The sequence below is a fragment of the Streptomyces sp. NPDC047043 genome, assembly GCF_040644055.1.
Classification (GTDB): domain Bacteria; phylum Actinomycetota; class Actinomycetes; order Streptomycetales; family Streptomycetaceae; genus Streptomyces.
In genome coordinates this window covers 265,894-286,814 of sequence record NZ_JBEYVO010000001.1, presented here as the reverse complement: position 1 = coordinate 286,814, position 20,921 = coordinate 265,894, and the positions used below count along the sequence as shown (strand labels likewise).

Sequence of the window (20,921 nt, the reverse complement as noted above, 5' to 3'; positions counted from 1 at the left end):
TCATCGGTGCCCTGAGTGCCTGACCGCCCGCGGTGAGGCGCCCAGTTCCCTGCGGCAGGTCTTGTTGAACGCCTGGAGGTCGGGGATGCCGACGGTCGCAGCAATCGCCGGAATGGCGAGCGTCGAGGCGATCAGGAGGTGCCGGGCGCGCTCCATACGGCGGTGGCGAATGTAGCCGACGACCGTGAGCCCGGTGTCCTTCCGGAACAGCCGCGTGAGCTGGGTGTGCGAGATCCCGGCGGCGCGGGCGATGTCCGGGACACCCAGCGGATCGGCCAGGTGCTCCTCGATGTGGGCCATGGCCGTCCGCAGGGCGGGATGCCGATACCCCTCGGGGTCCGCGGAGGCACCTGCCAGGCCGGTGGTGCGCCACAGCACGGTCCAGAGTTCCGCGGCGGCCCGCGCCGGGGACTGCGGGCCGGCCGCGACCGTCTGCCGCAGCAGCGCGCGCAGCACCGCGGCGTCCGCGCCCGCGTCCTGCATCACCGGGACGCGGCGCCGCTCGTCCTCACCGGGCAGCGTGAAGTGGGCGTACAGGTGCTCACAGGGCGTGGTGTCGTAGTGGAAGTGCACCTCGGTGTCGGGCGGTACGAGGCTGATGTGCCCGGGGCGGATCGGGTGCCGAACGCCGCCGAACTCCAGGGTGCCGGAGTAGCCGTACAGATGGAGCTGCCACAGGCGCGGCAGCCGGAACACGTCGTGCGGGCCGGCGTGCCCATGTACGCCCACGCCCGCGTTCTCCACACACGGAGGCAGCTCGAGAGCGAGTTCCACGGAATGCACCATGGTGGAAAATTACCAGTGCTCGCTGATTACAGCCCACGACTTGTGAACTCTTCCTTTCTACGGTTGCCGTATGCCAACCACACGACAACTGCTGAGTTCCGCTCAGGTGGCGCGGTTCGTGGCACAGGGTTTCCTGCGCCTGGACGGCATCGTGCCCCGGGAACTCAATGAGGAGGCGCTCGGCGTCTTCGCCGCAGGACTGCCACCTGTGCCGTACGGCATCCCGGTGCCGAAGGCTTTCCCCGAGGGATCCTTCACCCGACGGCTCGTCGAACTGCCCGCCGTCGCAGGCGCGTTGGAGAGCCTGGTGGGCCCGGATCCGACCGTCGATCACCACTATGTGCACACCCGCGAGCCACGCGAGGGCAGCGCGCAGCCGCTGCACGCCGACGCCCTCATCGACCTGCGGACCGACGCCTTCGACGTGCAGCTCATGTACTACCCGCGGGAGGTCACCGCGGACATGGGCGGCACGCTCATCGTCCCGGGCAGCCATCTGCGCCGGATCAACGAGTCCGACACCGGCCGCTACCAGAACCTGCGCGGCCAGACCCGGCTGACCTGCCCGGCCGGGACGGTCATCCTGCTCCACCACGGCATCTGGCACGGAGGGCGGCGCAACGACAGCGACACCGTCCGCCACATGTACAAGATCCGTTTCAATCCGACCGTGCCGCAGGTACGGCTCTGGGACACGGCGGACCTGAACGACCCGGCTGTGCCTGAGGAGTTGGGACGCACCTTCCCCTGGTACGAACCCGCCACCGGACGGCTGGAGATCCACAACCGGATCAGGCTCTGGCGCTTCCTGACCGCCGACCCCGACTTCGACATCGAGTACTGGGCCACCCGGATCTCCAACCGACCCGCGCAGAGGAGCTACGCGTGACCAGTACGAACACGGTGCGACAGCAGGTCCTCGTCCTGTACCTGGGCACATCCGCGCTCGACGCCCCGGTCATCGGATGGGCCCGCTACGACGGCACCGGCACGACGCGACCCACCACCGGGGACAGTGACCAACCGCCGTACGAGACAGGCGTCGCCGCGCTGGAGGACGGCTGGCGCCTCATCCAGGCCGCCCAGCTCATCCCGCCGTACCCGGGGGCGGAACACGAGACGTCCTTCCTCAAGCACGAGTTCTTCTTCGAGAAGCTCGTTGCGGTGTGAGCCGGTCCCTGGAGCGAGCGGCGTCCACTGTGACGCGGCGCGGGTCGCGTTCGTGGTGCCGCTCGCGACGTCGAGGAGCAGGGCCACGTCGGCGACCGTACGGGCGAGCGGTGGCGCAGGCACTCGCCGACGGTCTGCTCCCGCAGTGGCGTGCCCGCCTGATGGCCTCCCGTCACGTCGCGCAGGCGCTGGGGTTTCGCGAGCTGGGAAGCCAGTTCAGCCTCCGCTTGAACCAGGAGGAGCTTCGCCTGGAAGGCTGACCAGAGCGTGTCACCCGGCGGCTTTGTTCTTCTGGGCTTCGGAGCGAGCCAGGCGACATGACTCGGTGCCGGTCTCGATGCTGGAGGCGTTGAAGGTGAACCGGTCCGGGGTGGGCACCGGCGAGGAGAGCGCCTCCCGGACCAGCCGACGGTGAACGCCGTACTTCCGCGACAGGGCCCGGATCGACAGTTGCCGCGCCGTTGTGTACGCCGCCGCGATCGCCGTTCCGGCCGTCGCCCGCCGCTGGGGAAGCCTGAACGCCGTGGCCGCGTTCTGGGCGGCGTACGTCATCCCCCGCCCGCTCGGTGCCTCCGTCGCCGACTGGATGGCCGTCGGCCACAGCCGGGGCGGGCTCGACCTGGGCCTGGGGCCGGTCACGCTGTCCTGGACGGTGGCCATCCTCGGCGTCGTCGGCTCTCTGGCCGCCTCTCGCAAGGACGTCCGGTGCAACGTCGTGTCCTGAGACGCCGGTACCACCGAGCGAGGGCGCATTCACGCGGTCGGCAGGCCACGAAGCGTGCCCCGGGCGTGTGCCCGGGGTCGTGGGCGACCTCGCCGCCTGTGGAGCGGGCGAGGCGTAGCGCCAGTGGCAGCCCCAGACCCGCTCCGCACGCCTCCGTGGCTGGAACGGTCTCGGCAGATCACTTCGACTCCGTGGTGATCGGCGAGCCACCGGCCACCTTCGATCGTGTGCGGTCCGGCAGCAGGTGGATGGGCTGACGGGGCTCGATGTCGATCAGGATCGTGCCGTAGTTGTGCCCCGCGCGCAGTGAGAACTCGTCCACTCCCAGAACCCGCGGCGTCAGCCTTTCGGGCTCCGGCAGGCGACGGATCAGCTGCAGATGACCGGCCGGACCCTGGATGTTGCCACGCCGGCCGACCGCTGTCGGAACGAGCAGCGCAGCTGACCCGCCGCCCTCACATCGGGATCGGCAGAGCCTCCAGCGTCTCCGGACCCGGTTCAGTGCCGTTCCGGATCGAACTCGAGCACCTGTGTGAGCCGGATGTTGTTGCCCGACGGGTCCCGGAAGGACGTGTCGATGCCGTACGGCTGCACCGTCGGCGGATCGTTGAAGTCGACGCCGCGGGCGACGAGTTCGTCGTATGCGGCCTTGCAGTCATCGGTCTCCAGGAACAGTGTGCCGCCCGCTCCCTTGGCCACCAGATCCGACAACTGGGCACTGCTCGCCTCGTCCAGCATCGGCTGTCCCGGTACCGGCATCAGCACCAACGCCGGACCGTCCCCGCCGGGTGGGGCGACGCACAGCCAACGGAAGCTCCATGCCTCCATCCTCACGTCCGCGCGTACCTCCCACCCGAGCTTCGTCGTGTAGAAGTCGAGCGCCTCGTCCTGGTCATGCACCCAGAACTGCGCATTGGCGATCTTGATCGTCGTCATGGCCGCTCCCTGCTCGGTTGCCTGCCACCGACGCTAGGCAGCCGACTCCCGTGTGTCTTCTCGAAACGTGCGGTTTCGTGGCCGGCCATAGGCCATCACGACACAGAGGGGGATGCGCACATGCCCTGCGGCCGGCGGGCGCGCCGCACGGTACGCCTGCGGGGTCACCCCGTACATCCGGCGGAAGCTCGTCGTGAACGAACCGATGCTCCGCACACCGACCGCCACGCCGATCGCGGCCACCGTCCAGTCGGTCGCAAGCAGCAGGGCGGCGGCCCGCTCCAGACGACGGGTCAGCAGGTACTGGTGTGGCGACTCCCCGAACGCAGCCTTGAAACAGCGGCTGAAGTGGGCCGGGGACAGCGCGGCGGCCGCGGCCAGGTCCGCCACGGTCAGTGCCTCGTAGTAGCGGGCGTCCGCGAGGTCCCTGGCGCGGAGCAGATGACGAGCGGTCGGAACAGTGGCCACAGGCCCATTGTGCGCTCACCGCGACCGTGGCCGATCGAGCACACACGAAACCAGGTGGACGTCGACGGAGGCAGGACGGGAGTTGCCGTCAGCGCCGTGTAGGGGCACGTGGAGCGCGGCTCGGTCGACCCCATGGTCAATCCACCTGGGTGGTCACGACGAGCCGCGCGAAGTCCTCGGTCGGCGGCGGGAGTTCGCGCTCGCATGCGCTCAGCCGTCGCCACGTCTCCTCACCGCTTCCGGGGCCCGTCCAGCACGCCCCGGGGCGCAGGGCCGCGCCCCGGGGCCGAATCGGTCAGCGCTGGGTGTAGATGAAGCCGATCTTGTCGACCTCGTCGCCGGAGCGGCCGTGGAATCCGGCGATCTGCCAGCCGGTGGGTGCGGTGCGGGTGACGCAGTCGGACGTGGTGGTGCCGCCGGCCAGCGTGCGGCCGAGGTTGGTCGTGAACTTGGCGTAGAAGATCCGGGTGTGGTCGTTGTACTGGCCCTGGCAGAGCTGCGCGGTCGTCACGTACTCGCTGCTGCCCAGGGTGAGCGAGGAGGCGGTGCCGCCGGTGCCGCCGTGGGCGAGCGTGGTGCCGTTGGCCAGGGTGAGGCTCATCTGGTCGACGCGGGAGCCGGAGCGCAGGGCGATGGTGGTGGCGCGGGCGCCGGCCGGGACGCTGTCGATGTCGTTGTAGTAGTCGCCGTGCGGGCCGCCGAACTGGTCGCTGAGCTGGAAGGCGGTGTTGCGCGACCAGGTGAAGCCGACGGTGATGGGGTCGTGGTCGGAGAGCATCAGACCGCCGTCGGTGAGGAACTTGGCGTGCTCGTTGTTGTACGACGTGGCGTTGAGCGAGACGAGCTTGCTGCTCCGGTACAGGACCTTGTCGACGACCTCGCACGTGTTGGGCACAGTGGCCCCGGACTGGTCGCAGACCAGCGCGTCGCTGCCCTTGGCCGGCGCGCTGCCGCCGCGGATCAGCTGGACCCAGGCGTCGGTGAGCCCGTTGGCCGCGCCGAACTCGGCGATGGTGTCGGCGGTGCGGGTGTAGCGGGTGTTGGTGTCGCCCATGACGACGACGGCGTTGCCCGCGGAGTGGGTCTTGATGAAGGCGGTGAGCTGGTTGAGGTTGTCGGCGCGGGAGGCCTCGTCGCCGTCGTTGGTGCCCGCGTTGGTGTGCAGGTTGTAGAAGTCGATGTACACGCCCTCGGCGAGGCGCTCGCGCATGAACGTGAAGCCCTTGGGCGTCAGGCAGTCGCCGGAGTCGATCTGGCAGGAGTTCCAGTGCACCCGCTCGAAGTCGTCCTCGTCGTAGGGGATCTTCGACAGGGTGTTGAGGCCGCTGCCGATGCCGGCGCCGCCGCTGGTGGGGGTGCGGTAGGCGTGAGCGGTGTCGGCCGCGTAGAGGTAGGCGTGGTAGTTGAAGTCCTCCTGGACGTGGACGATGTCGTACGGGGCTATTCGCTGGCCGATCGCCGTGGTGCTGGTGTCGCGTGGTGTCGAGGCGCTGGAGAGGCTCTCGGGCAGGCCGGCCACGTTGTAGCTGAGCACGCTGAAGGTGCCCGAGTCGGCGGCAGCCGCGGAGGGGGCGGTCGCGGTGAGCCCGCCGAGGGCGGCGGCCGCCGCCGCGAGGTAGGTGAGGAGTCTTCGCATGGGGGTGTGTCTCCTGGGGGAAAGCGGTTGCGGTGGGAGCAGCAGGGGAGAAGTTACCGCTGGTTACCCCAGGCGTGTCGAGGGGTTGGGCGTACTTGTGAAAAGGAGTCGCCGACCGTACGCGGATGGTTGGGGAGTCCGCCGCGGCGGATTCACCGCGCGGATCCAGCCCCTCCCGGCCGGAGCGAACGCGCACCGGTGTCAGCGTGTGCTGCCTCCCCGGAGGAGCTTGTCGACGGCGACGGTGACGACGACGAGGGTCCCGGTGGCGACGTCCTGGTAGAGGCTGTCGATGCCCGCCTGGGTGAGGCCCGAGCGGAGCACGGTGACGATGAGGGTTCCGATGAGCGTTCCGGCGACGCCTCCCCGGCCGCCGAAGAGGCTGGTTCCGCCGATGACGACGGCCGTGATGCTCTCCAGATTCGCCGTCTGGTAGGAGTTCGGGTCGGCGTTGGGGATGCGGCCGAGGGCCTGCCAGGCGGCGATGCCGTAGAGGAGACCGGCGGTGACGTAGACCGACAGGATCGTGCGCCGCACGTTGATGCCGGTCAGGCGGGCGGACTCCGGTGCGTTGCCGACGGCGTAGATGTGCCGGCCCCAGGCGGTCTTGGTGAGCACGTACCAGAAGAACGCGTACAGACCCCCGAGCAGGAACGTCCCCCAGGTGACGAGGACGCTGCCGACGTGGACGCCGTTCCCCCAGAAGACCAGCAGGTCGGCGGTCACCGGATAGCTGCGGGAATCGGAGTAGAGCCTGCCCACGGCGTAGACGACGGTCAGTGCACCCAGGGTCACGATGAAAGGGGGCAGGCCCAGCTGGGCCACGAGCAGGCCGTTGACCAGCCCCAGGAAGGTCGCCACGACCAGCCCGAGCAGCAGCGCCACCGCAGGGCTGTGCCCCTCGAAGACGAGCTTGGCCATGACGAGCGTGCCGAGGACCGCGATGGCCCCGTTCGCCAGGTCGATGCCCGCGGTCAGGATGATCAGGGTCTGGCCCAGTGCCAGCGTGCCGATCACGATGGACTGCTGCAGCACCAGGGAGAGGTTCTCCGGCGTCAGGAAGGTGTCCGTGGTGACGGAGAAGGCCAGTACGGCGATGGCCAGGGCCGCGAGGGGGCCGACGGTCGGTGTGCGCAGGGCGTACCGCACGGCGTCTCGCAGCGCGGTACCGGGCTCGCTGTCGGCGGGGGGACTGGTGGTGACGGGAGATTTCATGATCCGCTACTGATCCCTTCGCCCGGTCGGCGCCACAAGGTCACCCCCAGCAGTGCTGAAGTCCCCAGTCCGTGTTCCGTGACGCCAGTCCCCGCACCGGCTTGTCCGTGATGAGTACCGTGCCGGTGTCCGTGAAGCCGGACGGCTTCTTCCCGTCCCTGGCCGAATCGGTGACCGCGTCCACTCCGAGGTCGGCCATCCTGACCGGGAACTGCATGACGGTGGCCGCGTACTTACCGGATTTGACGTCGCGCACACCGTCGCACCCGCCGTCGATGGAGCCGACCGTCACCTGCCGGGTGAGACCACGTGCCGCGAGGGCCGTGTAGGCGCCGTCGGCCACCGGTTCGTTGATCGTGTAGACCGAGTTCACGTCGCTCGTGCGCTGCAGCAGGTTCTCCATCGCGGTCTGCGCCTGATTGCGGTCACCGTTGGTGTTCGCCCGTCCGCGGATTGCCGGTGAGTCGTCCTTGATCCCGAAGCCCCTGAGGAATCCGTCGTGGCGCTGCTGGCTGACCGTGGAACCCGCGGTGCCGTCGAGCATGAACAGCTTGGGGGCCCGGTCGGCGAGCACCGCCCTGACATAGGCGCCCTGGAGGCGTCCGGCCTTGAGGTTGTCGGTCGCGTACGTGGCGTTCGCCGCGTCCTCCGGGTCCGTCGCGGTGTCCAGCGCGATCACCAGGATGCCCTGCCGGCGGGCCTCCGCGATGGCGCCCAGAATCCCGGTGGTGTTCGACGGTGTGATCAGGATTCCCTCCACATCGCGGGCGATGAGGCTCTCCACCGCGGCGACCTGGCCCTCGTTGTCGCCGTCGAACTTGCCGGACAGGGCGATGAGCTTGGCGTCCTGCTTCTTCGCCGCCCTCTCTGCGGCCTTGCGCATGGTCACGAAGAACGGATTGGTCTCGGTCTTGGTCACCAGGCCGATCGTGACCTTCCGCTTTCCGTCGCCACCCGCGGAGTCCTGACTTCCGCCACAGGCGGCGACGCCGAGCAGGACTGCCCCCGCCAGGAGAAGCGTCGCTCCTTGTGGGGAACGCCGTGGTCGGCTGTGTTTGCGGACGGTGTGGTGGTGTGTCATCGGTGACACCCTCCTCCGGCCGGGTCCAGCGATGTGGAAGCCTCTGCGATCTACGTTATTTGTCCAGATTGTTAATACATATCGCACTGTGCGGCTTCAGTCTCGTCTTCGATGGCCTCATGTGATTTCCCGGGCGCGGCGACGTCGGGCGTGAGGTGCCGCGCCGGTCGGAGGGCTTTGTGCGTCCTGCGTTGCGTCCGTCCCGATGGGGACGAAAGATGGCGATCGGGGAGCCGTGCGGCGTCACCTCGGTCGCGCGGAGAAGGGAGGTTCGCGTGACTGGTCCGCCCCTCCTCGCGCTGCGCGGGATCTCCAAGCGCTTCGGTGCCGTCCAGGCCCTCAAGGACGTCGACCTGACGGTCCACGAGGGCGAGGTCGTGGCCCTTCTGGGTGACAACGGTGCCGGCAAGTCCACTCTCATCAGGGTCATCGCGGGTGTCGTCCCGGCCGACAAGGGCGTCATCGAGTGGGAGGGCCGGGCCGTCCAGATCAGGACCCCCCGGGTCGCCCAGCGCCTGGGCATCGCGACCGTGTACCAGAACCTGGCTCTGTGCGACGACCTCGATGTCGCCGAGAACCTCTTCCTGGGGCGGGAGCGGCGGTGCGCCGGTGTCCGGGGCCGCCTGTTCCGGCTGATGGACGACGGCGGCATGCGCAGGGAGGCGCGCGGGCAGCTCGACACACTGGGCATCCGGGTCCCCGATGTGCGCGCTCCGATCTCTTCGCTGTCCGCGGGCCAGCGCCAGACCGTCGCGATCTCCCGCGCGCTCCTCGGCCGCCCGAAGGTCGTGCTCCTGGACGAGCCCACCGCGGCGCTCGGCGTCGCGCAGGCCGGCCACGTCCTCGACCTCGTCGACGAGCTCCGTGAGCAGGGCATCGGAGTGATCCTCATCAGTCACAACCTGGGAGACGTCAAGGCGGTCGCGGACGAGGCGGCAGTGCTGCGGCTCGGCTGCAACAACGGCTTCTTCCATGTGCCGACCACCCCGCAGGACCGGATCTTCTCCGCCATTGTCGGCGCCACGAGCAATGCCTGACGCCCGCCAGGAGGCCCGCGCAAGGCGGCGTCCTCGCGCGTGATGTGGATCGCATGGCGCCGCCCGCATCTCATCGACACCGGCGGGGTGCCCGGTGCCCCACCCATGAGCAGGCCATATCCGCCGCGTCCCGCAAGGGGATCGCGGAACCGGAGGCGTCGCCGTACCGGTTGGCCGCGGTCCGGTTGATGCCGATCCAGGCGGCCGGTCGGTTGCCGAGCGGATCGACGCCGCCCGCCTCGACCGCTTGCGTGAAGCGGTTGGGGCGCCGAATGACGGTGGCCTGCGTCAGTGGCTCCGGGAAGTAGATCTTCTCGCCTCGAACCTCAAGTGCTGCGCCGGTGTTCATCATGCAGCCTTTGTTCATCTGCGGGCGATGGTGTGGCGGTGGCGTCCGGTGCGGGTCCGCCGCCGTCGCACGGACGGACGGCAGACCCGCTCGGCGGGGACTGGTCAGTGCTGGGGGGCGCCTCCGGCCTGGATCACCGGGCTGAGGTCGAAGACGCTGATCACGTGGGTGATCTTGCCGTCCTTGACGGTGATGTGGTCGATGCCGCGGAAGTCCTTCGCGAAGGGCACGTCGGTGGTGTAGACGGTAGCCGCAGTGGTGTCGTTGCCCAGTACGTCGATCACGGTGGCGCTGATGATGCTGCTCGCGAACGGCTGCAGGAACTGGCGGTAGCGGTCCAGACCCTCGAAGCGGCCGTTCGGGGCCTCGCACACGACGTCCTCGGCGAGGAAGCTCAGCGCCTTCTCGACGTCGCGGCCGAGCCAGGCACGGACGAACTCGTCGGCGATCTGCTGGGCGGAGGTGTTGGTGGCAGTCATGGGAAATGTTCCTTTCGGGGAGATCACAGGGTCTTGAGCCGGGCGGCGACGACGTCCGCCAGTGCGGCGGCGCGCCCTTCACCCTCGCGAACGTCGCGGCCGAGATCTCCGAACTCCTGCTGGGCAGCGGCACGGGCGGTACGCCCGGCACCGACCGGTGCCGCGAGCGACCCCCAACCAGGAGCGGGAGCACCCGTCGGCAACCGGCAGAGCCATCATCAGCGCCCATACCTGACATGTGACGTCATGTATCCGAGCGGATTTCTGACCGCGACCGGTCGCCCCTTCTCCTGTGAGGTCATGGACACCTGCCGCTGAGCGGACGCGTCACGCCGGGTGGGTCAGGTGCCGCCGCCCTCCGCGTAGAGGGAGATGGTCTCCTGCGCCCGGCGCACCAGCACCTCGCGCAGCTCCGCAGGATTCACGACCTCGACCGCCGGGCCGAACACCAGCAGCTGTTCCGCGGAGCCAAGGGAAGGGAACCGCAGCTCCAGCTCCACCGGTTCCCCCGCACTGCCTGCCTTGGCCTCGGCCTCCGCCAAGGCGGGCGCCGGACCTGCAAGGTCGGCTTCGTGGTAGCGCAGGAACCGAGCCAGCGCCGACCTCTGCACGCGCACCACCACCCGCACCGGAGCCGGGATCTGGTCGATGCCCTGCCGCAGCAGCCCCCAGACATCCGCCAACTCCACCCCGCCACGGCGGCGCACCGGTTCATCGACCACCGACGCCGACAGCATGCGATCCGAACGGAACATCATCGGCTGCCCCCGGTGGTCCGCCACCAGGTACCAGGCCCCGGCCTTGCTCACCAGCCCGTAGGGATCCAACGTGTACGAGCGCACCTGGGCGTCCCGGCCGTGTCGATAGCGCAGGCGCAGCCGCCGGTCGTTGAACACCGCCGCCTGCAGCACCCCGAGATCGACCGCCGAAGGTCGCGGGCTCGTGCGCCAGCGCACCGGATCGATCATGATCCGTCTGCTCGCCAGATCGGCGTCCCCGCGAAACGGCGCCGGCAGCGCCACCATCACCTTGCGCAACGCCGAACCGATCGCCTGCCCCAGCCCCAGGTCCGCGTGCGCCTGCTCCGTGACCAGTACGAACAAGGCGCGAGCCTCGTCGGCGGTCAGACCGGTGACATCGGTGCGGTACCCCGGCAGCAAGGCGATACCACCCTTGCTCCCGCGCTCCGCGTACACCGGCACCCCCGCGGCCGACAGCGCCTCGACGTCCCGGTAGATGGTGCGGACCGAGACCTCCAGGCGCGCTGCCAGGTCGCCGGCCGGCACCTGTCCGTGGGTTTGCAGCAACAGCAGGATGGAGAGCAACCGGTCCGACTTCATGCCTCCAGCATGGTGCACATACCTGACGGGCAGCGTCATGTATTCGGCAGCGCGGACGCTGGAGCGGTGAACAGTGCATCCGCCGCCCTCCGTGCCCGCCCGGTGCCGCCGACCTGCTGTGACTTCTCCCACCTGCTCTTGCCGCGGCGAGGAGCGCTTATCTACGTTCGACCGCATGTCCCCCCATGGCCGCGCCCTTCCTGGCGAACCGGACGACTCCTCCGCAGCGAGCAGCCCTGCGGCGGACCGACCTGACGCAGTCCGGACGGTGGACTTCGACGTCGACCTGAGCTCCCACGAGATGCTCCGGCGCGCTCATGTCCTCGACGCGCTCGGCCCCGCCTGGGACCCCGTCGCCGCGCTGCACGGCGAGGAAGCGGCGTACGAGCTGCTCTATTCCGGCCTGAGCGCGGAGCAGCAGCGTATGTACGACGAACTCGTCTCGGCCGGTGTGCTGCCGCGGAGAGGGGGCGGCGATGCTGCCGCTTGACCCGCAGGCGGACATCGGGCGTCGCGCCTGGGTCGCCTGCCCGAACTGCGACGACCACCGCGGATGCGCCACCTGCGATCAGGGGCGCACCTGCTCCGAGCACTGGCGCTACCTGCTCTCCAACGTCGGCAGCCTGCTCCACCTGCAGTGCCGGTCGTGCACCCACATCTGGACGCACGAGACCCACTTCGGTGCCACCCGTTCCCCGTGGGAGCGCATCACCAGCGGCCTGCGACGACGCTGATCATTTGGCGCGGCTGACCCGGTGAGCCGGGGCGTCGGCGCCGCGGCACGCCGCGGCCGGTGCGGCCGGACGGGGGAGCGGCACCCGCTTTTCGGATGACCTCATGGTCATGTCGCCGGAGAACGGCATGCCGCCTGGGCCGAGGATCGCGGTCGGCGGCCATTTCTGCCTGCCGTTCGTCCGCCCGGAGGCAGCCGTGCACATCCTGCTCCTAGCCAGCGCGTTCAACAGCCTCACCCAGCGCGTCCACGCCGAACTGCGCGACCGCGGCCACAGTGTGGCGGTGGAACTCGCCCTGCCCGGCAGCCCGTTGCCGCAGGCCGTGCGGCGGCATGCACCGCAACTCGTCGTGGCGCCGATGCTGAAGACGGCCATTCCCGAGGAGGTGTGGGCGGCGCACACCTGCCTCGTCGTCCACCCGGGGCCGGTGGGCGATCGCGGTCCGTCCTCCCTGGACTGGGCGATCCACGAGGGCGTCGACCAGTGGGGCGTCACCGTCCTGCAGGCCGACGGGGAGATGGACGCCGGTGATGTGTGGGCGTGCGTCCCGTGCCGGATCCCTCCGGTGTCCAAGAGCGAGCTGTACCGGGGCGAGATCGCCGACGCCGCGCTCGAGGCAGTCATGCTCGCGGTGGAGCGGTTCGCCGGCGGCACCTACGCACCGCGCAAGCAGGACGCGGCACAAACGGCCGACGCCCGCCTGCGACCGTACCTCGACCAGAGCGTGCGGCGGATCGACTGGGCCGAGGACTCCACACAGGACGTCCTGCGCAAGCTGAGAGCCGCGGACTCGCAGCCCGGCGTGCTGGACGTGCTGCTCGGCGGTGAGTGGTACCTGCACGGCGGCCACCCCGAGAGCGTGCTGCGCGGCCGCCCGGGCAAGCTGCTGGCCACCCGGGGCGGTGCGGTGTGCCGGGCCACCAGGGACGGCGCCGTGTGGATCCCCGAGCTGCGGCCCCGGCGCAGGCCCGGCGGACCGCCCACGTTCAAACTGCCCGCCGTGCTCGCGCTGGGTGACCGGCTGCCCCCACTGCCCGAGAACGCCCCGCCCCTGCTGCCCGAGGTACGGCACCCCACCTGGACGGACATCCGCTACCGGGAGGACGGGAACGTGGGTTTCCTGTCGTTCTCCTTCCCCGGCGGCGCCATGAGCACAAAGCAGTGCCGGCGTCTGCTGGACGCCTACCGGGAAGCGTGCGCGCGGCCCACGTCGGTACTGGTGCTGGGCGGCCAGCGGGACTTCTTCTCCAACGGGATCCACCTCAATGTCATCGAGGCCGCCGACGACCCCGCCGCCGAGTCCTGGGCGAACATCAACGCCATCGACGATCTGGTCGAGGCGGTGCTGACGACCACGGACCGGCTGGTGGTCGCCGCGCTCGCGGGCAACGCCGCGGCGGGCGGGGTGATGCTCGCCCTGGCGGCCGACGAGGTGTGGTGCCGCTCGGGCGCCGTGCTGAATCCCCACTACCGTCTGATGGGCCTGTACGGCTCCGAGTACTGGACGCACACCCTGCCGCGCAGGGTGGGGGACGCGACGGCCGAACGGCTCATGCGTGAGGCGCTGCCGGTGAGCTCGGCGAGCGCCCTGCGCCTCGGGCTCGTCGACCGGGTGGTCGAGTGCGGTCCCGACGAGTTCGCCGGGGAGGTCGGTGGACTGGCGGCGCGTCTGGCGTCCCTTCCGGCGACGTCGTCACGGATCACCGCGAAGAAGACGGGGCTGGACCGGCTGGAGAGCGCGACCCCGCTGGCCGGCTTCCGTGCGCAGGAGCTGGCCCGGATGCGCCGGACCTTCGACGACCCAGACGCCCCGTACCACGCGCTGCGGCGTTCCTTCGTCCACAAGGAGCGGCCGGCGTGCACCCCGCCGCACCTCGCTCCGGCCGCGGTTGCGCAAACCGGTCCGATCCCCATGGCCGCCGATGTCACCGGAACGGCCCCCGATGGCATCCCGTCACCTCCGAACGGCTGATACGAAGAAAAACGACGGTCGAAATGCAGGCCTTCATCCCTTACCTCCCCGGGAGGCGGTCCCCATGACTGAGGCGACGCCGGACACGGTCGGCGCTGCGGACGCAGACGGCGCGCCCGCCGACGAGACACCCACGATCCACATTCTCTGGATCAACGCGGGGCTGAGCTGCGACGGCGACTCGGTTGCGCTGACGGCGGCCATGCAGCCCAGCATCGAGGAGATCGTGCTCGGCGTGCTGCCGGGCCTTCCGAAGATCGCCGTCCACTGGCCGCTCATCGACTTCGAGTGCGGCCCGGTCGGCGGCTCGGACACGTTCATCGAGTGGTTCTTCAAGGGGGAGCGGGGCGAGATCGATCCGTTCGTCCTGGTCGTCGAGGGCTCCATCCCCAACGAGGCGATCAAGCCCGAGGGCTACTGGTGCGGCTTCGGCGACAACCCGGACACCGGCCAGCCGATCACCACCAGCGAGTGGATCGACCGGCTCGCCCCGAAGGCACTGGCGGTCGTCGCCATCGGCACCTGCGCCACCTACGGCGGCATCCACGCCATGGCGGGCAACCCGACCGGCGCGATGGGCGTGCCGGACTACCTCGGCTGGGACTGGAAGTCCCAGGCGGGCATCCCCATCGTGTGCGTCCCCGGCTGTCCGATCCAGCCCGACAACTTCGCCGAGACGCTCACCTATCTGCTCTACCAGGCGACCGGCGCCGCCCCGATGATCCCGCTGGACGACAAGCTGCGCCCGACCTGGCTGTTCGGCGCCACCGTGCACGAGGGCTGCGACCGCGCGGGCTACTACGAGCAGGGCGAGTTCGCGCTGTCGTACGACTCGCCGAAGTGCCTGGTCAAGCTCGGATGCTGGGGCCCGGTCGTCAAGTGCAACGTGCCCAAGCGCGGCTGGATGAACGGGATCGGCGGCTGCCCCAACGTCGGCGGCATCTGCATCGCCTGCACCATGCCCGGCTTCCCCGACAAGTTCATGCCGTTCATGGACGAACCCCCCGGCGCCAAGGTCTCCAGCGGCGCCAGCGGCGCGTACGGCGCCGTGGTCCGCAGGCTGAGGTCGATCACGGCCAGGACGGTGGACAAGGAGCCCAAGTGGCGCCGTACCGGAGACAAGATCACCACCGGCTACCGGCCGCCGTGGTGAGCCTCCGCCGCACGTAATCAGCACCCCGCTTCGCGCATTCCCCCCACATGATCCGACCGCGCAACGAAGGGCACGACACACAGATGGCACCGAAGACGAAGGCGGCCGGCGACGGCAGCGGCCTGGTGGAGATGGCCTGGGACCCGATCACCCGGATCGTGGGAAGCCTGGGCATCCACACGAAGATCGACTTCAAGCAGAAGCGGGTCGCGGAGTGCTACAGCACCTCGTCGGTCTTCCGTGGCTACAGCGTCTTCATGCGCGGCAAGGACCCCCGCGACGCCCACTTCATCACCAGCCGCATCTGCGGCATCTGCGGGGACAACCACGCCACCTGCTCGGTGTACACGCAGAACATGGCGTACGGCGTGAAGCCCCCGCACCTCGGCGAGTGGATCATCAACCTCGGCGAGTCCGCGGAGTACATGTTCGACCACAACATCTTCCAGGAGAACCTGGTCGGGGTCGACTACTGCGAGAAGATGGTCAAGGAGACCAACCCCGGCGTCCTCGAACTCGCCGAGCGCACCGAGGCCCCGCACGCCGCCGAGCACGGCTACCGCACGATCGCCGACATCATGCGCTCGCTCAATCCCCTGGAGGGCGAGTTCTACCGCGAGGCCCTCCAGGTCAGCCGGTACACGCGGGAGATGTTCTGCCTGATGGAGGGCCGCCATGTGCACCCCTCCACGCTGTATCCGGGCGGCGTCGGCACGGTCGCCTCCGTGCAGCTCTTCACCGACTACATGAGCCGCCTCATGCGCTACGTGGAGTTCATGAAGCGCGTCGTGCCCCTGCACGACGACCTGTTCGACTTCTTCTACGAGGCGCTGCCCGGGTACGAGGAAGTGGGCCGCCGGCGTGTCCTGCTCGGCTGTTGGGGCGCGCTCAACGACCCCGAGTACTGCGACTTCACGTACGCCAACATGACCGACTGGGGCCGGCGCATGTTCGTCACCCCTGGCGTCATCGTCGACGGCAAGCTCGTCACCAACGACCTCACCGAGATCAACCTCGGCATCCGCATCCTGCTGGGCAGCTCCTACTACGAGGACTGGCAGGGCCAGGAACAGTTCGTCACCCACGACCCGCTCGGCAACCCGGTCGACCCGCGCCACCCGTGGAACCAGCACACCATCCCCGCCCCGCAGAAGCGGGACTTCGACGACAAGTACAGCTGGGTCATGTCGCCGCGCTGGTTCGACGGCAAGGACCACCTCGCCCTGGACACCGGCGGCGGCCCCATCGCCCGCCTGTGGTCCACCGCCCTGTCCGGGCTCGTCGACATCGGCTACGTCAAGGCCACCGGCCACAGCGTGGTCATCAACCTGCCCCGCACCATGACCAAGCCGGAGACCACCTTCGAGTGGAAGATCCCGCAGTGGTCCAACGCACTGGAACGCAACCGCGCCCGCACCTACTTCCAGGCGTACGCCGCCGCCGTCGCGCTGCACTGTGCGGAGAAGGGCCTGGAGGAGGTCCGCGCCGGACGCACCCAGACCTGGGAGAAGTTCGAGGTCCCCGACGAGAGCATCGGCGTCGGCTTCACCGAGGCCGTCCGCGGCGTCCTCTCCCACCACATGGTGATCCGCGACGGCAAGATCGCCAACTACCACCCGTACCCGCCCACCCCGTGGAACGCCAGCGTCCGCGACTCCTACGGAACCCCCGGCCCCTACGAGGACGCCGTACAGAACACGCCGATCTTCGAGGAGAACCCCCCGGAGAACTTCAAGGGCATCGACATCATGCGCGCCGTCCGCAGCTTCGACCCCTGTCTGCCCTGCGGCGTCCACATGTACGTCGGCGGCGGCAAGACCGTGAAGTCCATGCACGTGCCCACCGGCCTGAGCGGACTGGGCGGATGAGCCCGGCAGTCACGGCGGAGCAGACCGGACGCCGCGTCGAGGAAGTCCTCGACCGGCTGGCCGCGCACGGCGACACGGCCGCCACCGCGGCCGCCGAGGAACTCGTCCGCTCCCTCATGGACTTCTACGGCTCCGGCCTTGCCCGCATCCTCCAGCTGCTGGCCGGCGAACCGGCCGCGCGCCTCGTGGGCGACGAACTGGTCGCGAGCCTGCTCGTCCTGCACGACCTGCACCCCGAGGACCGCGACACCCGTATCGCCCGGGCCCTCGACGCCGTCGGGGAGCATGACCTGGAGGTCGTCGGCTTCGACGAGGACAGCGGCACCCTCACCCTGCGGGCCGCATCGGCGGGCGGCGGCTGCGGATGCGGTTCCGGCGCGGGCGCCCAGGAAGCCGCCGAGGCGGCCCTGGCCTGTTTCGCGCCGGAGGTCAGGGCGGTCGAACTGCAGCAGGCGCCGGCCCTGCTGCAGATCGGGACGAAGACCCGGTGACCGCGCCCACCGCCGGTCTGCGCCGGTTCCTCACCGAGCGCCCACCCCGCCCCGAGCGGTGCGAACTGTGCGCGGTGGCCGTGCCCGAGGCCGACCACCGCCACCTGGTCGACACCGAGAAGCGCGCCCTCGTCTGCGCCTGCACCCCCTGCGCGCTGCTGATGCAGCAGCCCGGCGCCGCCGCGGGCCGCTTCCGCGCGGTCCCGGCCCGCTACCTCACCGACCCCGCCCACCGCCTCGACGAGCGGGCGTGGCAGGCGCTGCAGATCCCGGTCGGCGTCGCCTTCTTCTTCCGCAACGCCGCCCTCGACCGACTGGTCGCCCTCTACCCGAGCCCGGCGGGCGCCACCGAGAGCGAACTCGAACCGGCCACCTGGACGGAGGTCCTCGGCGGCAGCCCGCTCGCCGAACTCCTCGAGCCGGACGTGGAGGCACTGCTCCTGCGCCGCACCGACGGCCACTGCGAGTGCCACCTCGTACCGATCGACATCTGCTACGAACTCGTCGGCCGTATGCGCCTGTTGTGGCAGGGCTTCGACGGCGGGGCCGAGGCCCGTGCCGCCCTCGACGCCTTCTTCGCGGACGTCCGGCGCCGCGCCCGGCCCGTGGACGGGGCGGGCCGCCCGTGACCGAGTTCTCCTTCACCTGCACCGGCGTGCGCGCCGACCGCTATGCCGCCGGACCGACCCTCGTCTTCCGGCTGCGCATCACGGCCTCCGGCGACACGCCCGTGCACGCCCTCGCACTGCGCTGCCAGATCCGCATCGAACCCGCCCGCCGCTCCTACGGGCCCGCCGAGGCCGACGGCCTGACCGACCTCTTCGGCGAGCGCTCCCGCTGGGGCAGCACCCTGCACCCGGTGCAGTTCGCCCAAGTGCCGTTCATGGTCTCGGCGTTCACCGGCGAGACCGACGCCGACCTCGTCGTCCCCTGCACCTACGACCTGGACATCGCCGCGACCCGCTACCTCGACGCCCTCACCGACGGCGAGGTCCCGCTGCTGATGCTGTTCTCCGGCACGGCCTTCACCGGAACCGGCGGCTTCCAGGTCGAGCCCGTCCCCTGGGACCGGGAGGCGGCCTTCCGGATGCCGGTCACTGCCTGGCGGGAGATGGTCGAGCAGCACTTTCCCGGCTGCGGCTGGATCCGGCTGCCCCGCGACACCATGGACGCACTCCTCGCCTACCGCTCGCGCCACGCCCTGCCCTCCTGGGAGGCGACCGTCCAGGCACTGCTGGACCTGGACCGGGCCGAGCCGCCCTCGCACGACCCGCTGCGCGCCCTCACCGCCACCACCGGAAGGACCGATCCGTGACCGTGACCGCGTTCGCCCCCGAGACGGAGGAGCGCTTCGCCCTCGCCCGGCAGGTGGCCGACGCCGTCCTCTTCGAGGGCTATGTGCTCTATCCCTACCGCGCCTCGGCGGCCAAGAACCGACTGCGCTGGCAGTTCGGAGTGCTGGTGCCGCCCGGCTGGGGCACCGAGTGCGAGGAGCACGACTTCCAGCACACCGAATGCCTGATGGAACCGAGGAAGGGCGCGACCCTCTCGGTCGAGGTGCGCTTCCTGCGCGCCCGGCGCCGCACGGTGCAGCGCGCCTGCCCCGACGGCGGCTTCGAGACGGTCGCCGAACTCCGCCTGGACGACCGGGTACTGGTCCCGTGGGACGAGGGCGCCGAGGAGCGCGTCGAGGTCGTCGTACCGGTCGACGAGCTGCTCGGCGACGGCGTTGCCCACCCCTTCCGGCTCCCCGCCGGCGAGGACATCGAACCGGTCCTGGACTCCGCCGGCCATCCCGTCGGCAGGCTCGTCCGGCGGTGGGAGGAGAGCACCGGCACCATCCGGCTGTCCGCCCGTGAACTCGACGGCCCCTACCGGACCCTGCGGCTGACCGCCGTCGTAGAGAACACCAGCGACTGGACACCTCCCGAGGGCCGCGCCGCGGACCGGGATGCGGCGCTGGCGCACTCCCTGGTGGCCACCCACCTCCTCATGGCCCTCAGTGCCGGATCGTTCCTGTCGATGACCGATCCCCCCGAGTGGGCCAAGGGCGCGGTCGCCGCCTGCCGCAACCTGCACACCTGGCCCGTACTCGCCGGCGAACCCGGCCGCACCGACCTCGTGCTGTCCTCACCGATCATCCTGGAGGACCACCCGGCCATCGCCCCGGAGAGCCCCGGCGCCCTCTACGACGCCACCGAGATCGACGAGATCCTGGCGCTGCGCACCGCCGCGCTCACCGACGAGGAGAAACGCGAGGCACGGGGCACCGACGAGCGGGCGGCCGCCGTGATCGACCTGGCGGACTCGATGCCGCCGGAGGTGCTGGAGCGGCTGCACGGGGCGGTGCGCGGTCTGCGGGAGATCACCGGTGACGGCGGTGGAGGCTTCCCCGACGAGTACGGCGTGCAGCGCCCCGACACCCCCTGGTGGGACCCGGCGAGCGACGCCGGATTCGACCCCGAGCACGACCGGGTGATCGTGGACGGCCGGTCCGTGGGCAAGGGAAGCCGCGTCGAACTGCGCCCGGGCCTGCGCCACACGGACGCCCAGGACCTGTTCCTCCAGGGGCGCACCGCGACCGTCGAGGCGGTGCTGCACGACGTCGACGGCACGGTGCACCTCGCGGTGACCGTCGAGGGCGACCCGGGCGCGGACATCCGCCGCGAGCAGGGCCGCTACCTGTACTTCCAGCCGGACGAAGTCGCACCCCTCGAGGACCCGTCATGAACCGGACCCTCGTCGCCGGCATCGGCAACATCTTCCTCGGCGACGACGGCTTCGGCGTGGAGACCGCCCGCCGCCTCGCCGAGCGCGAACTGCCCGCACCCGTCGAGGTCGTGGACATCGGGGTACGCGGGGTGCACCTCGCCTACCAGCTCCTGGACGGCTACGACACCCTCGTCCTCGTCGACGCCACCGCGCGCGGCGAAGCCCCCGGCACGCTGTACGTGATCGAACACGACATCGGCGGCCAGACCCCTTCGGCTGCTGCCCCCGCGCTGGACGGCCACCGGATGACCCCCGACGCCGTACTGGCGCTGCTGGGCACCCTGTGCGCCGGGACCGGCGCCCGGCCACCGCGCCGCGTCCTGGTGGTCGGCTGCGAACCGGCCTCGGTGCAGGAGGGCATCGGTCTCAGCGACCCGGTGTCCGACGCCGTGCCGGAGGCCGTCCGGCTGATCGAAGAGCTGCTGCGGAACGGCGAACCGTCCGTGGCCCAGGCCTCAACCGCTGAGGCTTCGACATGAGGAGAGACGGGATGAAGAAGATCGTCATCGGTGGAGCGGCCGTGGCCGCCCTGGTCGCCGTCTTCGCCGAGGTGTTTCCCGACCTGAGGCGCTACATGCGGATCCGACGGATGTGAACCGTGCGAAAGGCGGGCCGTGAAGTTGCGTCGAACGGCGTACCTGCCGGCCGGTGACGGCGTGCCGGGCCCTGCCACCAGACGGCGCGCGCCTCTAATGAAGCCCGGCGGGAGG

General features: G+C 70.2%; 26 protein-coding genes. 15 read left to right on the top strand and 11 right to left on the bottom strand.

The window, feature by feature from the left end:
* On the bottom strand, nt 1-786 hold the full coding sequence (locus ABZ880_RS01390) for an AraC family transcriptional regulator (RefSeq protein WP_361254935.1): 786 nt from the start codon (nt 784-786) through the stop codon (nt 1-3).
* A gap of 70 nt (nt 787-856) precedes the next feature.
* Between ABZ880_RS01390 and ABZ880_RS01385 the strand changes: the two genes are divergently transcribed.
* From ABZ880_RS01385 to ABZ880_RS01375, 3 genes are all read left to right on the top strand, one after another.
* Nucleotides 857-1,675 (top strand): phytanoyl-CoA dioxygenase family protein, encoded by an 819-nt coding sequence (locus tag ABZ880_RS01385; RefSeq protein ID WP_361254931.1) that lies wholly within the window; start codon nt 857-859, stop codon nt 1,673-1,675.
* The gene (locus tag ABZ880_RS01380) at nt 1,672-1,956 is read left to right on the top strand and encodes a hypothetical protein (RefSeq protein ID WP_361254928.1); all 285 of its coding nucleotides are present in this window, start codon (nt 1,672-1,674) and stop codon (nt 1,954-1,956) included. The genes ABZ880_RS01385 and ABZ880_RS01380 overlap by 4 nt, the downstream gene beginning before the upstream one ends.
* 110 nt (nt 1,957-2,066) lie before the next feature.
* Complete coding sequence (locus ABZ880_RS01375) at nt 2,067-2,216, top strand: hypothetical protein (protein WP_361255900.1); 150 nt, start codon at nt 2,067-2,069, stop codon at nt 2,214-2,216.
* A 10-nt stretch (nt 2,217-2,226) separates the two neighbouring features.
* On the opposite strand, the gene ABZ880_RS01370 is transcribed toward ABZ880_RS01375, so the two are convergent.
* Nucleotides 2,227-2,508: a hypothetical protein gene (locus ABZ880_RS01370; RefSeq protein WP_361254925.1), complete on the bottom strand. Its 282-nt coding sequence runs from the start codon at nt 2,506-2,508 to the stop codon at nt 2,227-2,229.
* On the opposite strand from ABZ880_RS01370, the gene ABZ880_RS01365 reads away from it, so the two are divergent.
* A complete protein-coding gene (locus tag ABZ880_RS01365) occupies nt 2,480-2,680 on the top strand; it encodes a hypothetical protein (RefSeq protein ID WP_361254922.1) in 201 nt (66 codons plus the stop codon). The genes ABZ880_RS01370 and ABZ880_RS01365 overlap by 29 nt on opposite strands.
* Nucleotides 2,681-2,858: 178 nt before the next feature.
* On the opposite strand, the gene ABZ880_RS01360 is transcribed toward ABZ880_RS01365, so the two are convergent.
* From ABZ880_RS01360 to ABZ880_RS01335, 6 genes are all read right to left on the bottom strand, one after another.
* Nucleotides 2,859-3,002 carry a hypothetical protein gene (locus ABZ880_RS01360; protein WP_361254919.1) on the bottom strand — a complete coding sequence of 48 codons (144 nt, stop codon included), beginning with the start codon at nt 3,000-3,002 and terminating at the stop codon, nt 2,859-2,861.
* A 176-nt stretch (nt 3,003-3,178) separates the two neighbouring features.
* On the bottom strand, nt 3,179-3,616 hold the full coding sequence (locus ABZ880_RS01355; protein ID WP_361254916.1) for a VOC family protein: 438 nt from the start codon (nt 3,614-3,616) through the stop codon (nt 3,179-3,181).
* A gap of 33 nt (nt 3,617-3,649) precedes the next feature.
* Complete coding sequence (locus ABZ880_RS01350) at nt 3,650-4,084, bottom strand: helix-turn-helix domain-containing protein (RefSeq protein ID WP_361254913.1); 435 nt, start codon at nt 4,082-4,084, stop codon at nt 3,650-3,652.
* 295 nt (nt 4,085-4,379) lie between these two features.
* Nucleotides 4,380-5,720, bottom strand: a complete 1,341-nt coding sequence (locus ABZ880_RS01345; protein ID WP_361254910.1) for a jacalin-like lectin — start codon at nt 5,718-5,720, stop codon at nt 4,380-4,382.
* Between the two features lie 201 nt (nt 5,721-5,921).
* Nucleotides 5,922-6,935: an ABC transporter permease gene (locus ABZ880_RS01340; protein WP_361254907.1), complete on the bottom strand. Its 1,014-nt coding sequence runs from the start codon at nt 6,933-6,935 to the stop codon at nt 5,922-5,924.
* Nucleotides 6,936-6,975: 40 nt separating this feature from the next.
* Nucleotides 6,976-7,854, bottom strand: coding sequence for a substrate-binding domain-containing protein (locus tag ABZ880_RS01335; RefSeq protein WP_361254904.1), 879 nt, complete (start codon nt 7,852-7,854; stop codon nt 6,976-6,978).
* Between the two features lie 437 nt (nt 7,855-8,291).
* On the opposite strand from ABZ880_RS01335, the gene ABZ880_RS01330 reads away from it, so the two are divergent.
* Nucleotides 8,292-9,053, top strand: coding sequence for an ATP-binding cassette domain-containing protein (locus tag ABZ880_RS01330; protein ID WP_361254901.1), 762 nt, complete (start codon nt 8,292-8,294; stop codon nt 9,051-9,053).
* Between the two features lie 70 nt (nt 9,054-9,123).
* Here the strand turns inward: ABZ880_RS01330 and ABZ880_RS01325 are convergent, their stop codons facing one another.
* The 3 genes from ABZ880_RS01325 to ABZ880_RS01315 form a co-directional block, all read right to left on the bottom strand.
* On the bottom strand, nt 9,124-9,405 hold the full coding sequence (locus ABZ880_RS01325; protein ID WP_361254898.1) for a hypothetical protein: 282 nt from the start codon (nt 9,403-9,405) through the stop codon (nt 9,124-9,126).
* A 101-nt stretch (nt 9,406-9,506) separates the two neighbouring features.
* Nucleotides 9,507-9,881 (bottom strand): nuclear transport factor 2 family protein, encoded by a 375-nt coding sequence (locus tag ABZ880_RS01320; protein WP_361254895.1) that lies wholly within the window; start codon nt 9,879-9,881, stop codon nt 9,507-9,509.
* Nucleotides 9,882-10,222: 341 nt separating this feature from the next.
* Complete coding sequence (locus ABZ880_RS01315) at nt 10,223-11,221, bottom strand: WYL domain-containing protein (RefSeq protein ID WP_361254892.1); 999 nt, start codon at nt 11,219-11,221, stop codon at nt 10,223-10,225.
* A gap of 175 nt (nt 11,222-11,396) precedes the next feature.
* Between ABZ880_RS01315 and ABZ880_RS01310 the strand changes: the two genes are divergently transcribed.
* The 10 genes from ABZ880_RS01310 to ABZ880_RS01265 all read left to right on the top strand — a co-directional run bounded on the left by ABZ880_RS01310 (nt 11,397) and on the right by ABZ880_RS01265 (nt 20,690).
* Complete coding sequence (locus tag ABZ880_RS01310; protein ID WP_361254889.1) at nt 11,397-11,711, top strand: DUF6400 family protein; 315 nt, start codon at nt 11,397-11,399, stop codon at nt 11,709-11,711.
* A complete protein-coding gene (locus ABZ880_RS01305) occupies nt 11,698-11,955 on the top strand; it encodes a hypothetical protein (protein ID WP_361254886.1) in 258 nt (85 codons plus the stop codon). Before ABZ880_RS01310 ends, ABZ880_RS01305 begins: the two co-directional genes overlap by 14 nt.
* A 196-nt stretch (nt 11,956-12,151) precedes the next feature.
* Nucleotides 12,152-13,927: an enoyl-CoA hydratase-related protein gene (locus ABZ880_RS01300; RefSeq protein WP_361255840.1), complete on the top strand. Its 1,776-nt coding sequence runs from the start codon at nt 12,152-12,154 to the stop codon at nt 13,925-13,927.
* Between the two features lie 64 nt (nt 13,928-13,991).
* On the top strand, nt 13,992-15,080 hold the full coding sequence (locus ABZ880_RS01295) for a hydrogenase expression protein HypE (RefSeq protein WP_361254883.1): 1,089 nt from the start codon (nt 13,992-13,994) through the stop codon (nt 15,078-15,080).
* Between the two features lie 83 nt (nt 15,081-15,163).
* Nucleotides 15,164-16,948, top strand: coding sequence for a nickel-dependent hydrogenase large subunit (locus ABZ880_RS01290; protein WP_361254880.1), 1,785 nt, complete (start codon nt 15,164-15,166; stop codon nt 16,946-16,948).
* Nucleotides 16,945-17,439, top strand: a complete 495-nt coding sequence (locus tag ABZ880_RS01285; protein ID WP_361254877.1) for a hypothetical protein — start codon at nt 16,945-16,947, stop codon at nt 17,437-17,439. The genes ABZ880_RS01290 and ABZ880_RS01285 overlap by 4 nt, the downstream gene beginning before the upstream one ends.
* A complete protein-coding gene (locus ABZ880_RS01280; protein WP_361254874.1) occupies nt 17,436-18,068 on the top strand; it encodes a DUF5947 family protein in 633 nt (210 codons plus the stop codon). Before ABZ880_RS01285 ends, ABZ880_RS01280 begins: the two co-directional genes overlap by 4 nt.
* Nucleotides 18,065-18,754: a DUF6084 family protein gene (locus ABZ880_RS01275; protein WP_361254871.1), complete on the top strand. Its 690-nt coding sequence runs from the start codon at nt 18,065-18,067 to the stop codon at nt 18,752-18,754. Before ABZ880_RS01280 ends, ABZ880_RS01275 begins: the two co-directional genes overlap by 4 nt.
* Nucleotides 18,751-20,169, top strand: coding sequence for a hypothetical protein (locus ABZ880_RS01270; RefSeq protein ID WP_361254868.1), 1,419 nt, complete (start codon nt 18,751-18,753; stop codon nt 20,167-20,169). Before ABZ880_RS01275 ends, ABZ880_RS01270 begins: the two co-directional genes overlap by 4 nt.
* A complete protein-coding gene (locus tag ABZ880_RS01265; protein ID WP_361254865.1) occupies nt 20,166-20,690 on the top strand; it encodes a hydrogenase maturation protease in 525 nt (174 codons plus the stop codon). The genes ABZ880_RS01270 and ABZ880_RS01265 overlap by 4 nt, the downstream gene beginning before the upstream one ends.
* Nucleotides 20,691-20,921 lie beyond the last annotated feature (231 nt).